Genomic DNA, 14,043 nt, shown 5'->3' with positions numbered 1-14,043 from the left:
TCCCGTGGGCCGAACCGCCCGTACCTCCATAAGCGGGTGGGCTCCGGCCCGTGTCAAGGGAAGGAGCCCGGAAGGACTTTAGGCGGCCGTCGGCAGAAGTTCCTGGGAAGAACGCTCCGGAGAAGAACCTGCGGCAGCGCCGGGATAGTAGAAGGCCCAGTCGTCATAGGGGTCCTGCCACGATGAATCATCCCGGGCCACACGGCGGACGTTTTCTGCCGGCACCCAGCGATTGTGGGCGCGCCCGAGGTCGTCAATCCAATGCAGGAGCACCGAGACACGGGTCCAGGCCGCAGCTTTGCCGTCAATGAACGACGACGGCGTCCGAAAACGGACGTACGGCTCGCGGCGGTAGGGGGCGTGGGTGACTGTCATGGCACAAGACTGTCGTGCGGCACTGACATTTTGATGTGCCGCACGATCCGGTTCCGTCAGGCGGCCGGGACGGGGACCGGACCGGAACGCCGGGAGTTCTAAAAACCGGAAGTCAGGAAGCCAGATCCCGCCACTTGGCAGCGGCTTTGTTGGTGAGGGCTGCACTGTGGTCGGCAACCCGGCGCGGAACGAGGCGGATAACGGGCGCAAGCTCCGAGAAACCGGGACGGGCGGAGCTGCCAGCGGGGAGTTCTGTACGCGCAGGCTTGTTGACAACCATGTAGAAAATGGCCATTCCAGCCACACCCAGGGAAATGAGGGTTACCACGCCCAGCCCGTACAGGGCCAGCATCGCGTAAAAGGGGGTATCAAAGAGGCCGGCTATGAAGTTCGCGCTACCCAGCAGCAGCCACAGCCAAAAGACGGCCACCAGCGCGAGCATGGTTCGCCCGCGACGAAAAAGCATGGCGGATTTTTTCCGCACAGAAGGCACTGTTTGAGACTCCCCGCCCATTTCTACTCCCCCAGCTAATAGGCCTGGTTATACCGGCCCTAAGCAGATGATAGCCGCTATTTGTCAGTGCGTTGTTCACCGGTGAGCCAGAATGTACTGTGTCGTTGCGAGAAGGGCAGAAAGTGAACAACAAAGCGGGTCCCGGACTTTTGTTTGTGCTGGTGTGCGCAATGGGTGCCGGACCTGTCATGAATTACGGCATCAGCGCCACGAGCACGCTCATCATCGGCGACCTGGGCATCAGCGAAGCGCAGTTTGGGCTGCTGGCCACGGTTTGTTTCCTCAGCGCGGCGTTGTCTTCCGTGTCCCTGGGCCGGCTTAGCGACAGGATTTCCGGACGTGCCCAGCTCATCCTTATTTTCGGAGGCACGGCTCTCGCACTCACGCTGATGGCTGTGTCCGGAAGCTATTTGTGGCTTTTGATTGCCGTAGGTTTGGCGGGACCGGCACAGGCGATTTCCAATCCCACGACCAACAGGGTGATTGCCCACCAGGTGGACCCCGTCCGGCGTCCCGGCTGGTTGGGGATCAAGCAGTCCGGTGTGCAGGCGAGCCAGCTGTTTTCCAGCCTCTTCTTCCCCGCTGCGGCACTGCTGGTCGGCTGGCGCGGCGCTGCCGCCGGAGCCGCCGTCGTCATGGCGGTGCTCCTGATGTATTCGTGGAACAAACTGCCTGCTGCACCTCCGGCGCTGCCAAGGACGGGTGCGGCTTCCGGCCCGCGCGACCCGTTCCCGCCCACGGTCTGGCTGCTGGCCGGGTTTGCCCTGTTTTCGGGCGCCGGGATGCAGGCCACCAACGTTTACCTGCCGATGTTTGCGCAGCGCGAGCTGGACTTTTCACTGCTGATGGCCGGAGCGGCTGCCGCGGTTGCCGGAGTGGTTGGCGTAGCGGCCAGGGTGCTGTGGGGTCGGCGAATTGCCGGCGGAACCGCGGTGGCGTCGCTGCTGCTCATCCTGGCGCTGGGAGCCATCGGAGGGACGGCGCTTCTGCTGGCCGCCGGGCAAACAGGGATGCCCGTACTTCTGTGGACCGGAGTGGCCCTCCACGGGGCCACGGTGCTCGGGGTGAATGTGGTGGTGATGGCAGGAGCAATACGGGAGGTGGAGCCGGGCCGGGTAGGGGCGGCATCCGGTGTGGTCTCGCTGGGAATGTACGTTGGATTCGCCTCGGGTCCGCTGGCCATGGGACTGCTGCTGCAGTATTCGGGAGGATTCCTCGCGGGCTGGTTGTTTGTGGCGACCGGCTACCTCGTGTGCGTAGTTCTGGGCCTGGTCCTTCGCTGGATGACCGCACGTACCGCAGCCGTTGTGGAGAGCTGAAGTGCCGTTGCGGAGAGCTGAAAATATGACGTCGGCTCTGCGCCTCAGGCGGTTTCCGGAGCCGGCGGCGGCTTGGCCAGACGCGGACTGTTTGGATTCAGCAGCGAGTGGCGGCGGCCGTAGAACCAGTAGATGACAATGCCGATCAGGAGCCAGATGGCAAAACGCAGCCAGGTCTCCCAGTGCAGCTGCAGCATCAGGAAGCCTGAGGACAGCACGCCGAAGGCCGGAATCCAAGGCATCAGCGGCAGCCGGAACTCCCGCGGAGCGTCCGGCTGCCGCCGGCGGAGCACAATCACAGCCACCGAAACCACCACAAATGCCGCCAGAATGCCGATGTTCGTCAGATCCGCCACGGCACGGATCGGAAACACTCCGGCCAGCAGTGCCGAGGCAATTCCGGCAATCCAGGTGACCCGCTGCGGTGTACCGTGCCGGTCCGTTCCCGAAAACCAGCCCGGAAGCAGCCCGTCGCGGCTCATGGAGAACCAAACCCGGGTGACGCCGAGCAGGAAGGTGAGCATCACGGTGAGAATGGACAGCACGGCGAAGGCGGAGATGACAGTGGCAATGACCGGAAGCCCTACGGCCTGGAAGGCGGAGGCAAATCCGGCGGTCGGGCTGATCTCGGTGTAATTCTGCATGCCGGTCAGGACCAGCGTTGCCAGGACGTACAGGACCATGGCCACGGCCAGCGAAAGCAGGATGGCCTTGGGCATGTGTTTTTTGCCGTCGGTAGCTTCTTCAGCGGCCGTGCTCATCGCGTCATATCCAAACACCGCGAAGAACACCGTAGCCGCACCGGTGAAGACAGCACCAAAACCGTTCGGCAGGAACGGCGTGTAGTTGGCCGTATTCACGAAGAAGAACCCCAGCCCCACAATAAAGAGAATCAACAGCACTTTCAGGCCGACCGCCACCAGCTCGAAACGCCCGAAGGTCTTGGTGCCCCGGCTGAGGATCCAGGTAATGAACAGGCAGACCACCAGGGCCGGCACGTTCACTACCCCGCCCTCAACGGTGTCGCCGGTGCCCTGCATCCAGGCCGGAACGTCAATGCCGATTCCGCTCATGAACTCGGTGAAATAGCCCGAGATGCCAATGGCAACCACGGCCACAATGGCCGTGTATTCCAGGAGCAGGTCCCAGCCGATAAACCAGCCGATGATCTCGCCCAGAGCCACATAACCATAGGTGTAGGCGGAACCGGCTCGCGGGACCATTCCGGCAAATTCCGCGTAGGACAGGGCTGCTGCAGCACTTGCCAGCCCCGCGACAAGGAAGGAGATCAGCACGCCCGGCCCGACGCCGGGCGCGTCAGGCCCGCCGTTGGCAACCAAACCCGCAAGGGTGAAGATGCCGATGCCAATGATGCCGCCGACGCCGATAGCCGTGAGCTGCCACAGCCCCAGGCTTTTAAAGAGTTTGCTGCCGCTCCTTTCGTCTTCGACCTCGTCGATTGGCTTGCGCCGGAAAAGGGAGGAAGACGCACTTTCCGCTGTGGACATGGAAGGCTCCGATCATCGCTGCCGGTACCGCGGTACGCCGGAGCATTCCCGGCGCTCAGAGCAGTATCAACCCGCCGGGTCCCTGGGAACAGTGTCCGGGCTCTTGTCCCGGGGAGCAGACTCCACAAATTTCAGGCCGACCACACAGCCAATGATTCCGGCAAGGAAAAGGATCTTCAGCAGTCCGGGCTGTTCATTGCCGAACACCATGGCATACGCGACCGTCAGGACAGCGCCCAGTCCGGTCCATACGGCATACGCCGTGGAGACGGGAATGGAGTTCATGGCATAAGCCAGTCCCACCATGGAGGCCGCGCATGCGGCAAGGAAGATGAGGGAGGGGACCAGGAGGGTGAACCCGGCTGAAGCATCCAGGGCGGTGGCCCACACGGCTTCAAGGACGGCGCTCAGGAGCAGGACAATCCACGGCATGTTCAGCCCACCACCTTCAGGCCGATAACACAGCCGACGACGCCCAGCAGCAGCAGGACCTTCAGCGCGGTGGCTTTCTCGCCGCCAAACGCCATCGCGTAGGCAGCCGTCAGCACTGCGCCGATTCCCACCCAGACCGCATACGCGGTGCCCACGGGAATGGACTGCATGGCCGCCGCGAGTCCGGCCATGCTGAGCAGGAGGCCGGCGGCGAAGATCACCGTGGGCCAGACCCGGCGGAAGTTTTGCGATTTGCCCAGTGCGGTGGCCCAGACGGCCTCCAGCATGCCGGAGAGAACAAGGATGACCCATGCCATGACTAAATCCTTTGGCCAGTCTTGTCGCTGTCCGGGTACTGAACCGTCGTCCGGAGACCGGGATCCGGTCTTGGCTACCTAGGGTAGCAAACGCGGCACCGCCAAACCGGACAGTCCTCCCGGATACTCCCGCACCGGAGGATGTTCACCGCCGGATGTGGGGATAATGGGCCATGAGCATCGTCAAAATCAACGCCATAACTGTTCCCGCCGACTCCGGAGACGAGCTGGCCCGGCGGTTCGCCGCACGCGCCGGCGCCGTGGACGGGCAGGAGGGGTTTGAAGGGTTTGAACTCCTGCAGCCCACCGATGAGCGCACCACCTGGCTGGTGGTTACCCGCTGGCGGGATGAGAAGTCTTTCCAGGACTGGGTGTCATCGAAGAATTTTGCCCATGGACACGGGCAGGAAACGGCCGACGGCGGCACCTCGTCAGATTCCCGCCGGGCCCGGCCGGTGGGAGTCAGCGCCGAGCTGTGGAGCTACCGCCCCGCCGGAGGAAGTGAAGGAACGGCAAACTAGTCGCATCCCTGCGGACCTTCCGGCGTTAAGCCTCGGAGGTCCGCAGTGCAGCAGCGGCATCGGTGACGGTGGTCCGGATCCGGTACAGGCTCGATGACGCGGTCATGTACAGGGTGCGGCCGTCGTCGCCGCCAAAGCAGACATTGCTGACGGTTTCCGGAACAGCTATCTGCAGGATGCGTTCACCCTCGGGCGAAAAGACCTGCACGCCCTCCTTCGAGGAGGACCAGAGATTCCCGTGCACGTCCACGCGGAAACCGTCGGGAACTCCCGGCCCAACCTCCACAAAAATCCGGCCATTTCGCGCAAACCGGCCGGAGACGACGTCGTACGCGTGGATCGCGTGACCGTGCAGCCGCGGCCCGCCGTCCATGGCGGGGGTGCCCAGCGAGGTGTCGGAGACATAGAGGATGGATTCATCCGGTGAGAAGGCCAGCCCGTTGGGGACTTCAACGTCGATGACCGCCGGTGTCAGCTCACCGCTGGATGGATCGAAGCGGAACACCCAGCGGTCGCCGTACTCTTCCTGTCCCGGATGTCCCTCTTCCTCCTTCTGGATGCCGTAGGAGGGGTCGGAAAACCAGATGGTGCCGTCGGACTTCACAACGACGTCGTTGGGTGAGTTCAGCCGCCGGCCGTTCCAGGAGTCCACAAGCGTGGAAACGGCGGGAACGGCGTCGGGCGCGGTGCCGGTGTCGCGCTCAACGGCACGCCTTCCGTGCGAGCACTGGATCACGGCGCCCTCGCGGTCGAGGGCACGGCCGTTGGTAAATTCGGCATCCGCGGCATAAACCTCCAGAGCGCCGGTGGCCTCGCGGTACTCCAGGATCCGGTTGCCCGGGATGTCACTGAAGCGCACGGCGGAACGGGCGGGAATCCACACCGGCCCCTCGGCCCATTGTGCTCCGGTGGCCACCTTCTCCACTGCGGCGTCCTGGGCGAGCAGAGTCTGCGGCGTTGTCGGCATGCGCGGTCCTTTTGGCGTTGGGGGAAGTTTGCTCACAGTCTAGACACACTCCGGCCGCTGCCGCGGAGGGATAGGCTGGGAGCAGTAATCAGCAGCCAAGAGGAGAAAAACCACTGTGAGCGCACTTCTGACCTCCCTCGTTTCCAGCGCCGGCCTGATCGGCGGCTACAAGACCGCCCGGGATACCGGCAACCGCCAGCTCGGCGGTGCGGTTCTGGCTGCGGCGGGTACGGCGGCCTTCATGATGTGGAAGCGCGACGCCGGAACCGGCACGGCCGCTGCCCTTACCGCCGGTTATGTGGCAGCGTTTGGGCTGTCCCACCCGCTGGCCAAGAAACTCGGCGCCTGGCCCTCCGTCTATACGGTCACCGCTGCCACGGCGGCTGCTTCGCTGATTTTCGGGCGCCGCCGCTAGTGCGGCACGAACCGTCCTGATTCGACCCACCCAACCAGGAGGCAGACATGGCAGAATCCCGTGGACGCATGCTCTTGAAAGCCGCCGGACAGGGTGCCGTCGCAGGTCTGGCAGGGGTGGCCGCGATGACCGCAGGCGAGAAGCTCGAACAAGCAGTGACCAGCCGCCCCAACTCCTATGTTCCGGCCCGGACGCTCCTGAGCCTGCTGGGCCGGCACCCCGCTCCGGATGCGCAGCCGCCGGTCTGGGACCACGCCATGCACTGGGGGACCGGTGCCGTGCTGGGTGCGCTGCGCGGTGTCTGGTCCGTGACCGGTATCCGCGGGCCCGAAGCCAACACCGGTTTCACCGTGGTGCGGCTGGCAACGGACCAAACCTTGGAAAACGCCACCGGCATCGGTGCTCCACCGGCAACCTGGCCGGCGAAGGAAAGAGCTATCGACGTCCTGCACAAGGCCATCTACGCGTGGGTCACCGGAATGGTGTCGGACGCCTGGATTGCGCCTGACCTGGAATCGCGGCAGGGAACCACCAGCCATTGATTCCAGCGCCACGGAGGGTTCCTGCCCGGGAATCATCCGCGGTACCGTGTCGTTATAAATGGTGGACGCCGGCAGCAGGCGGCGGCCCGGAAGGCTTGGCAACTGAATACGGGGATGATCGGTTTCGACGATGTCTGTTGAGTCAGGGGAAGCGGGCCGAGAACGCAGAGTTATCTCGTAAACGCTCTCTGCAAAAAAATAAGTGCCAAACCTATGCGCACTGACTTCGCTCTCGCTGCCTAAGCAGCCGGAGTAGTCCGTCAGCCCGGAGCCGCTCTCGCTCCGGATCCTGGCGTCGTTTAGAGGGCCACTGCTGAACACTCCCGCCGTCTGGGTGTTCGGGACTTTTGGACGGCTGGGCCCGGATCAGCCACTTGTTTGCAGGATGGCTGGGGCCGAGAAAATCCGACGCATACTGCGCCCGGAGAAGCCCTGGCAATACAACATCGGACGGGGGTTCGATTCCCCCCATCTCCACGCAGCGGCATTGAAAGGCCTGTCCCCAGGGGCAGGCCTTTCGCGTTTTCATTCGCTGCTGCCCAGGACGGGAGTTCCCTGATGGAAGCGGAGGCGCGGCTGCCCGGACGAGGTGTCCCATACGGAGGTATGCCGGCTTTGCGGGTGTCCGGGATCCGCCGTGGTCCCGGTTTGGATCCGGTAGGTAACCAGGACAAGGTGCGGAGCCAGAGCCGAGAATTCCCATTCATCCGTCTCCGGGGCAGGCCGCTGCTCCTCGTCGCCGAGGGACGCAATCATCTCTTCACGTGTCCACCGCCGCCCCGAGCGTCCGATCTCCAGGAACTCAGGGTGCAGCAGGCGGCGCAAACGTGCCCCATCGCGCCGGGTGGAGGACGCCAGAAGCTCCAGCTCCGAGGCTCTGATCTGGCCGTGTGTCCCCATGCGTTCAGTGTGCCGCATCAGGTTGTAGATGGCCCTTATTACCGTGGGTTCTTTTCCAGCACGGTGCGCCTCCCTACGCTGGAACATGGACAGGGGGCTTCCTTCAAGAGATCAAGGACCTTCAATGGCACAGCCAGGCAGCAGCACAAATCCCCTGAGAATGGGCGTTTTTTCAATCTCGGCAGCGTTGGCGGCGGGGGAGAAGAAGGGATACTTTGCGGACAATGACGTGCATGTGACCTTGGAACAGGTGGAGTCCCCTGAACAGCAGTTCAGGGACTTCGACGCCGGAAATTACGACGTCCTGCAAACCTCCTGGGACAACGTGGTCAACTACCGGTGCAACGCTTCCAATGACCTGGGACGCACTCTGAACGTCCTGGCTGATTTCGCCCTGGATCTGGGGATGGGCCTCAGCGTCATCAGTCCACCGGAAATCACGTCCCTGGAGGCGGTGCGGGGAGGCGAGGTGGCCGTGGACGCACCGAACAGCGGCTACGCGTACGTTCTCTACTCCATCCTCGAAAAAGCCGGGCTGCGCCGCGACGCCGACTATACGGTGGTCAGCTCCGGCAGCGTTGCCGAACGCTACCGAAAGATGACAGACGGCTACGCCGCCGCCACTTTGCTGAGCGACGGACTGGAAGTACTGGCAGGCCAACAGGGGATGAATCATTTGGCCGACGAGTCAGCGCTTGGCCTGCCCTACGTCGGGAGCGTGGCCGCCTGGAACGGGGACTGGTATGCCGAGAACCGGGATACGGCCCTCCGTTTCCGGGAGGCTTATGAGGCTGCACTGGCCTGGGCCCTGGAGCCAAACAACAGGGACGAGGCAGCTGACCTGATCGCCAATGCCCGTGACCTGCACGCGCCGGATGCCCGCCGGGTGCTCGACGCCGAACTAGGCCCCTGGGGTCTCGCCCGCGACACGGATATCACCGATGAGACCGCCCGTGCCGTCATTGGACTGCGGAAGCAATACAACGGATTCGATGCCGATCCGGCGGTAAACCCCTACGGGGACCTGTCCGCGTTCTTCGTCAACAGCGGAGCTTGAAAACCCCGTTTCTCGCAAAAGGAAAACGTTTCCGGCAAAGGAGAATGCTGATGTCCGAAGCAGATGACCGCCCCGCTGTACCTACCGAAAACGAAGCCGATGCCCAGGAACAGCAAACCCCTGCCATCCCCGACGGGCAGGAGGACGCCGGATCCCAGGACCCAGTGCAGGCACACGGTGACCCGCTGCGTGCTGACGGTTCGGAAGCGGACCGCTTGGAGCAGAGTACGGAAAGCGGAGATACCGACGAGGACGAGTATCCCCGCGGGAATGCTCAGTAACCGGGTGGGCTGCTGCGGTTAGGCTGCCCGGTGTGCCGGAGCAGGTGCCGGTGACGAACCGTGGGGCCGCACGCCGAGGCTCTGCCGGGTGTGGGCCTGGAGATCAGCCACGGCACGGTCCGGCAGATCGATGATCCCGCGCAGCGAACCCCGCAGGCTTCGGTAGGCAACCTCCACCTCGGACGGCGTCGCCGCGCCGTCAAGGATGATGTTCAGTGCCTGCCGGGCGCCGGCAAGCTTGGTGCGTTCGGCGGGATTGAGCTTGGACTGCCCGCAGCGCCGGGCATACTTTTCAGCTGTCAGGAAGGCAACCTCAAACCTGTTGACCGCATGAAAGAGTTTGGATGCTTCGGCCGGGCCACGGTCCAGATCCAGAGCCTCGGCTTCGGCGGCACGGATGCCCTGCATGGCGACAATGACGTCCCGGACCACCGGGTCCGTGTAGTCCGTCATGACGGGATAGTCGATCATTAGGGCGACGTCGGTCTCGTAACGGGACCACCGCACCAGCAGTTCGTCCCTCCGTACGTACAACCGGCGCCAGGACTCGGCCTGCGCAGCGGCATTGCTGCGCCTGTTTTGCGCCGCCCGGGCGCGGCGCCGCGAGGAACGCACGCCCACCGTCAGCAGCACCAGGGCTCCGATAAAAAGCGACGGCGCCATGAAGGCGGCAAAGAAGGACCAGACGGAGGGGTCGCCCTCGTCACCGAACACCGCAGCCTGGACGAGCTGGAGTGCACCGTAACCCAGTACCGCAGCAAGGCCCGCAACAAAGGCCGTAAAAATGAGTGCTGCCACCGCGACTTTCTTTGCCACTCTCTTCAGCATGGCGACAGCTTACCGAAAGCGCTGCCCGCATTCACAGGGGGTGCGGCTTGCATCACGTACAGCCGGCTGCGGCGGGTATGCGGCTGCGGACCGGGCTACCGGGAATGATGGGACGGCTGCAGTCCGTAGACCGGGGTGGGCAGGCCCTCCATCCGGGCCTTGAGCTGCAGGGCCAGGAACAGTGAGTAGTGCCGGCTTTGATGCAGGTTCCCGCCGTGGATCCAGAGATTATCCACATTGGTGGGTTTCCACATATTGCGCAGCTCCCCTTCCCAGGGTCCGGGATCCTTGGTGGTCCCGGAGCCGAAGCCCCAGCATTTGCCCACCTGATCGGCGACCTCCGGGGAGATCAGGTCCGCCAGCCAGTTGTTCATGGATCCATATCCGGTGGCGTAGACGACGACGTCCGCGTCCAGTTCGGTGCCGTCGTCGAGCACCGCTCCGTTGCCCGTGAACTTGGCAACCTGGCCCTGCTTCAGCTTCACGCGCCCGTCGATGATCAGCTGGGAGGCGCCGACGTCGATGTAGTAGCCGGAACCGCGCCGCAGGTATTTCAGGAACAACCCGGACCCGTCTTCGCCGAAGTCGAGGTCAAACCCAGCTGCGCGCAGCTGATCATAGAATTCGGCGTCGTGCTCGGCGATCTTCTCGTAGATCGGGATTTGCGCCTCCGGCAGGATCCGGTAGGGGAGGGAGGCAAAGAGCATGTCCGCTTTTTCAGTGGTGGTGCCGGCTGCCAGGGCGCGCTCCGAGTACAGGTCGCCGAGGGCGAACTCCATCAACGATTCGCTGCGGACAATATGGGTGGAGGAACGCTGCAGCATCGTGACGTCGGCGCCGTGCTCCCAGAGGTCGGCGGCAATGTCATGGGCCGAGTTGTTCGAGCCGATGATGAGTGCTTTCTTGCCGGTCTGGTCACCGCCGCCGGGGTACTGCGAGGAGTGGTACTGCTCGCCGAGGAATGCGTTGGCTCCTTCGAACTCCGGAATGTTGGGATATCCGGAGACTCCCAGCGCAAACACCAGCTGCTGTGGATGCAGTGTAATGTCCTGGCCCCCGCGCCGGACTTTCAGCTCCCAGGCTCCGGCCTCGTCGTCGTACTGCGCGCCGAGACACTCCGTGCCGGACCAGTAATCCAGTTCCATGAGGGACGTGTAATGCTCCAGCCAGTCGCCAATCTTGTCTTTGGGAGCGAAGACCGGCCAATCGTCGGGGAACTGAAGGTAGGGGAGATGGTCATACCAGACCGGGTCATGCAGGGCGAGGGACTTGTAGCGCTTGCGCCAGGAGTCGCCGGCCCGTTCGTTCCGTTCGATCACGATGGTGGGAACGTTTAGCCGGCGCAGCCGTGCGGCGAGTCCGATCCCGCCTTGTCCGCCGCCGACGACGACGCAGTAGGGCTGCTCCTCATAGCCCAGGCGCGCCTGGTGCAGTTCCTTTTCCTCGAGCCAGGATTTCCGGCCGCGCTCAACGGTGTGCTCCACTCCCTTGCGCCGGGTGGCACCCTTTTTCTCTTCATGCCCTTTGAGTTCCTGCATGGTGGTGAGCAGGGTCCAGGCTTTTCCGTTTCGCAGCCGCAGGTGGCCCCAGCCGCGCGACGCGGCGGTTTCGAAAGTGATCCACGCTTCGGCTGCATCGGCGTTGCCGGCGGCAGGCTCCGCCAGCGTCCAGCCGGAGGGCTGCACGTCATCGAGGACGGAATCGAGCATCTCTGTGATCTGCTGCTTGCCTTCGAGCGTCTTGAGGTTCCAGGTGAAGGAGACGAAATCCCGCCACAATCCGTCGTCCTCAAACAAGTCGGCCGCCGCTTCGGTATTCCGGGTTGTGAGGGCGGTGTTGAGGTTGTTGAGCCAGTCCTGAACTGAGGTGTCCAGCTGTGACGGGGAATTGTTGGCCATATCCACTCCTTTGTGGCTCCTGGGCGGCACGGACCTTTTCGTGGGTCGCGGAGCTCCAGTAAACACTTCCGGCGCTCAGAGCGATAGGGAAGCGGCCCCGGACCTGCGAAGACCGCGCATGGAAACTAGCCCGGCACCAGCACACGCCCTACTGACGCGTGAGGCGCCTGTGGGATCCCGCACCCGATTCGCCGTCGGCGTCATCCTCCCCGGATACTGGAAAGCATGACTTCAACGCACGCTGACGCCCTCCCGCTCCGCGGGCCGGGGGCGGTAACGGTCTCCATCACCCGGCGGGTCGATCCCCTCCGTGTGCCTGAGGCCACCCACTGGGTCCAGGAAGGCGTTAACCTCGCCAACAGCTGGCCCGGTTTCCTGGGCTCCGGCTGGGTCCGCGCCTCCGCCGAGTCCGATGAATGGCACATGCTCTACCGCTTCGCCGATGAGGAAGCGCTGGACGCCTGGGAGCACTCCGAACCCCGCCTTGCCTGGCTGGAGCGGGGCCGCGACATGGTCGAGGACCGCCACGTTCTGCGCCGCACCGGCATTGAGGGCTGGTTTGATGCGCCGTCGGTCTCCACCGATCTCGAGACACCGGTCAAGCCGCCGCGCTGGAAGCAGGCTGTAGCCATCTGGTTGGGCTTCTTCCCCGTGAACCTTGCGTTCACCGCCCTGGTGGGCCTGCTGCTGCCCGAGTGGTGGGATTCGCTGCTGATGCCGCTCCGCGTGTTCCTCACCACCGCCATCCTCACGCCGATCATGGCGTACTGGGTGCTGCCCTGGGTCACCGGGCTGCTGCAGCCTTGGCTCCAGCGCCGGAAAACGTCCTAGCGGATCGCCGGCGCGCTGTATCGCGGGCGCCCTACTGGAGTTGCTCGCCCCGGTAATGGCCCGGCCATTTTTCGGGACGGATCCGGGTAATCTCCCGGACCTCGCCGACGGTACCCCACTCGTTCAAACCGAGCCGGGAGAGCGGCCGAAGCTTGTCGATGCGCGGGTGGGAATCGCCGTCGAGCACGTCCGTTTGGACGGCCGCAAAGGTGATATCGCCGTAGACCACAAAACAGTCGCCCACTGGATGAATCTCCCGCAGTCGACATTCAAGAGCAGCCGGAGAGCCTGCAACGCGGGGAGGGCGCACCGTGGCACTGGGCTCCCGGGCAATCCCGGCGGCGTCGAACTCGCTGACCTCCGCGGTGAAACCGGTGCCGGTCGCGTTGACCGCCTCAAACAGGTTCTCCGGGGCGAGGCTGATGACAAACTCGCCCGTCTCGCGGATGTTCCGCAGCGAATCCTTCTCGCCCACCGAGGTGAAGGACACCACCGGCGGGTTGACCGAGGCGACAGTGAAGAAGGAATGCGGCGCCAGGTTGTCCACGCCGTTGGCCGAGACCGTCGAAACCCAGGCGATGGGACGCGGCACCACCACGGAGGTAAGCAGCCGGTAGAAACTGGGGCCGCCCATGGCGGCCGGATCAAAATCCGTTCTCATAGGGGTGAGCTTAGCGGCGCGGAGGGCTGAACCCTGTCACAGTGCTTCCGCTTTGCGCCGGCTGGACCGCGCGACCAGGGCAACCGTCGCAAAGACGGAGACAAGCAGTGAGCCGATGGCAGCCAGGAAAACCATGGCGCCGGTGAACGGTCCGTCCCGGTCCTCCAGATAGGCGTCATATTCCACGAAGGATTCCGGTTCCCCGGGCTCGGTGTAGAGCAGCACCGACTCACCTGTAGCCCACTCCGGTTCCGGATAGCTGTCGCCGTAGGACATGCGGTCCTCAAGCACGCCGTCATAAACTTGACCGTCCACCTGATACCTCACCTCCGCCGTCGTTTCGGTGACATATCTGTTACTGCTGCGCCCGGCGCGGTAGCTGTGTTCCACCCCGACCGCACCCACTACGGCGGTGGCGGCCACCCCCGATTTCGCCAGCCGGTAGTAATTGATGTTGTTCTGGTACTCCCGTACTACCCAGCCGGTGAAAAACAGTGCTACCGCCACGGTCAGTGCGGTAAGGATGCGCTGTACTCGGCGCATGTTCCGCGCCAGCCGTCGCCCGTCCCAGCCCGGGGCAAAATACCCGTTGCCCCTTCCATCGTTGAGGTAGACACCGCGCCAGGCATGCCGACCGTAGGCGGCTTCCATGGCGTATCGGCTGGTATTCCGGTTCG

General features: G+C 63.9%; 18 protein-coding genes, 1 other RNA gene and 1 riboswitch. Of the genes, 8 read left to right on the top strand and 11 right to left on the bottom strand.

Annotation, left to right across the window (positions count from 1 at the left end; translation table 11 throughout):
* Positions 1 to 78: 78 nt before the first annotated feature.
* Together CXR03_RS04295 and CXR03_RS04290 are read right to left on the bottom strand one after the other, a co-directional pair.
* Positions 79 to 375, bottom strand: coding sequence for a hypothetical protein (locus tag CXR03_RS04295; protein WP_104102149.1), 297 nt, complete (start codon positions 373 to 375; stop codon positions 79 to 81).
* A 112-nt stretch (positions 376 to 487) separates the two neighbouring features.
* Positions 488 to 841, bottom strand: coding sequence for a hypothetical protein (locus tag CXR03_RS04290; RefSeq protein WP_146070450.1), 354 nt, complete (start codon positions 839 to 841; stop codon positions 488 to 490).
* Positions 842 to 1,011: 170 nt separating this feature from the next.
* Here CXR03_RS04290 and CXR03_RS04285 point away from each other — a divergent pair, with 170 nt between their 5' ends.
* Positions 1,012 to 2,208, top strand: coding sequence for an MFS transporter (locus CXR03_RS04285; RefSeq protein WP_258073479.1), 1,197 nt, complete (start codon positions 1,012 to 1,014; stop codon positions 2,206 to 2,208).
* 44 nt (positions 2,209 to 2,252) lie between these two features.
* Here CXR03_RS04285 and CXR03_RS04280 read toward each other — a convergent pair whose 3' ends face one another.
* The 3 genes from CXR03_RS04280 to CXR03_RS04270 form a co-directional block, all read right to left on the bottom strand.
* The gene (locus CXR03_RS04280; protein WP_104102146.1) at positions 2,253 to 3,716 is read right to left on the bottom strand and encodes an amino acid permease; all 1,464 of its coding nucleotides are present in this window, start codon (positions 3,714 to 3,716) and stop codon (positions 2,253 to 2,255) included.
* Positions 3,717 to 3,782: 66 nt separating this feature from the next.
* Positions 3,783 to 4,148 carry a multidrug efflux SMR transporter gene (locus tag CXR03_RS04275; protein ID WP_104102144.1) on the bottom strand — a complete coding sequence of 122 codons (366 nt, stop codon included), beginning with the start codon at positions 4,146 to 4,148 and terminating at the stop codon, positions 3,783 to 3,785.
* 2 nt (positions 4,149 to 4,150) lie between these two features.
* Positions 4,151 to 4,465 carry a multidrug efflux SMR transporter gene (locus CXR03_RS04270; RefSeq protein WP_104053259.1) on the bottom strand — a complete coding sequence of 105 codons (315 nt, stop codon included), beginning with the start codon at positions 4,463 to 4,465 and terminating at the stop codon, positions 4,151 to 4,153.
* 10 nt (positions 4,466 to 4,475) lie between these two features.
* A riboswitch (guanidine-III (ykkC-III) riboswitch) is annotated at positions 4,476 to 4,540 on the bottom strand.
* 98 nt (positions 4,541 to 4,638) lie between these two features.
* On the opposite strand from CXR03_RS04270, the gene CXR03_RS04265 reads away from it, so the two are divergent.
* Positions 4,639 to 4,986 carry an antibiotic biosynthesis monooxygenase gene (locus CXR03_RS04265; protein WP_104102143.1) on the top strand — a complete coding sequence of 116 codons (348 nt, stop codon included), beginning with the start codon at positions 4,639 to 4,641 and terminating at the stop codon, positions 4,984 to 4,986.
* Between the two features lie 25 nt (positions 4,987 to 5,011).
* On the opposite strand, the gene CXR03_RS04260 is transcribed toward CXR03_RS04265, so the two are convergent.
* On the bottom strand, positions 5,012 to 5,953 hold the full coding sequence (locus CXR03_RS04260; RefSeq protein ID WP_104102141.1) for an SMP-30/gluconolactonase/LRE family protein: 942 nt from the start codon (positions 5,951 to 5,953) through the stop codon (positions 5,012 to 5,014).
* Between the two features lie 115 nt (positions 5,954 to 6,068).
* Between CXR03_RS04260 and CXR03_RS04255 the strand changes: the two genes are divergently transcribed.
* The 3 genes from CXR03_RS04255 (at position 6,069) to ssrA (ending at position 7,390) form a co-directional block, all read left to right on the top strand.
* The gene (locus CXR03_RS04255; protein ID WP_104102140.1) at positions 6,069 to 6,368 is read left to right on the top strand and encodes a hypothetical protein; all 300 of its coding nucleotides are present in this window, start codon (positions 6,069 to 6,071) and stop codon (positions 6,366 to 6,368) included.
* A gap of 47 nt (positions 6,369 to 6,415) precedes the next feature.
* A complete protein-coding gene (locus tag CXR03_RS04250) occupies positions 6,416 to 6,910 on the top strand; it encodes a hypothetical protein (protein ID WP_219816192.1) in 495 nt (164 codons plus the stop codon).
* Between the two features lie 110 nt (positions 6,911 to 7,020).
* Positions 7,021 to 7,390, top strand: a transfer-messenger RNA (tmRNA) gene (gene ssrA / locus CXR03_RS04245).
* Positions 7,391 to 7,435: 45 nt separating this feature from the next.
* Here the strand turns inward: ssrA and CXR03_RS04240 are convergent.
* A complete protein-coding gene (locus CXR03_RS04240; protein ID WP_181034485.1) occupies positions 7,436 to 7,810 on the bottom strand; it encodes a DUF4440 domain-containing protein in 375 nt (124 codons plus the stop codon).
* 160 nt (positions 7,811 to 7,970) lie between these two features.
* On the opposite strand from CXR03_RS04240, the gene CXR03_RS04235 reads away from it, so the two are divergent.
* Complete coding sequence (locus CXR03_RS04235; RefSeq protein ID WP_181034484.1) at positions 7,971 to 8,867, top strand: ABC transporter substrate-binding protein; 897 nt, start codon at positions 7,971 to 7,973, stop codon at positions 8,865 to 8,867.
* A 50-nt stretch (positions 8,868 to 8,917) separates the two neighbouring features.
* Entirely contained in the window at positions 8,918 to 9,148 is a 231-nt protein-coding gene (locus CXR03_RS04230; protein ID WP_146067184.1) for a hypothetical protein, read from the top strand.
* A gap of 18 nt (positions 9,149 to 9,166) precedes the next feature.
* Here the strand turns inward: CXR03_RS04230 and CXR03_RS04225 are convergent, their stop codons facing one another.
* Positions 9,167 to 9,946, bottom strand: a complete 780-nt coding sequence (locus CXR03_RS04225) for a hypothetical protein (protein WP_104102137.1) — start codon at positions 9,944 to 9,946, stop codon at positions 9,167 to 9,169.
* Between the two features lie 125 nt (positions 9,947 to 10,071).
* Positions 10,072 to 11,874: an NAD(P)/FAD-dependent oxidoreductase gene (locus CXR03_RS04220; RefSeq protein WP_104102135.1), complete on the bottom strand. Its 1,803-nt coding sequence runs from the start codon at positions 11,872 to 11,874 to the stop codon at positions 10,072 to 10,074.
* A gap of 225 nt (positions 11,875 to 12,099) precedes the next feature.
* Between CXR03_RS04220 and CXR03_RS04215 the strand changes: the two genes are divergently transcribed.
* Entirely contained in the window at positions 12,100 to 12,705 is a 606-nt protein-coding gene (locus CXR03_RS04215; RefSeq protein ID WP_104102134.1) for an antibiotic biosynthesis monooxygenase, read from the top strand.
* A gap of 31 nt (positions 12,706 to 12,736) precedes the next feature.
* Here CXR03_RS04215 and CXR03_RS04210 read toward each other — a convergent pair whose 3' ends face one another.
* Positions 12,737 to 13,366 (bottom strand): flavin reductase family protein, encoded by a 630-nt coding sequence (locus tag CXR03_RS04210; RefSeq protein WP_104102132.1) that lies wholly within the window; start codon positions 13,364 to 13,366, stop codon positions 12,737 to 12,739.
* A gap of 36 nt (positions 13,367 to 13,402) precedes the next feature.
* The gene (locus CXR03_RS04205; protein WP_104102130.1) at positions 13,403 to 14,017 is read right to left on the bottom strand and encodes a hypothetical protein; all 615 of its coding nucleotides are present in this window, start codon (positions 14,015 to 14,017) and stop codon (positions 13,403 to 13,405) included.
* Positions 14,018 to 14,043 lie beyond the last annotated feature (26 nt).

Source organism: Arthrobacter sp. 08Y14, from assembly GCF_002929455.1.
Taxonomy (GTDB): Bacteria; Actinomycetota; Actinomycetes; order Actinomycetales; family Micrococcaceae; genus Arthrobacter_B; species Arthrobacter_B sunyaminii.
This window is presented reverse-complemented; position numbering and strand designations above follow the sequence as displayed.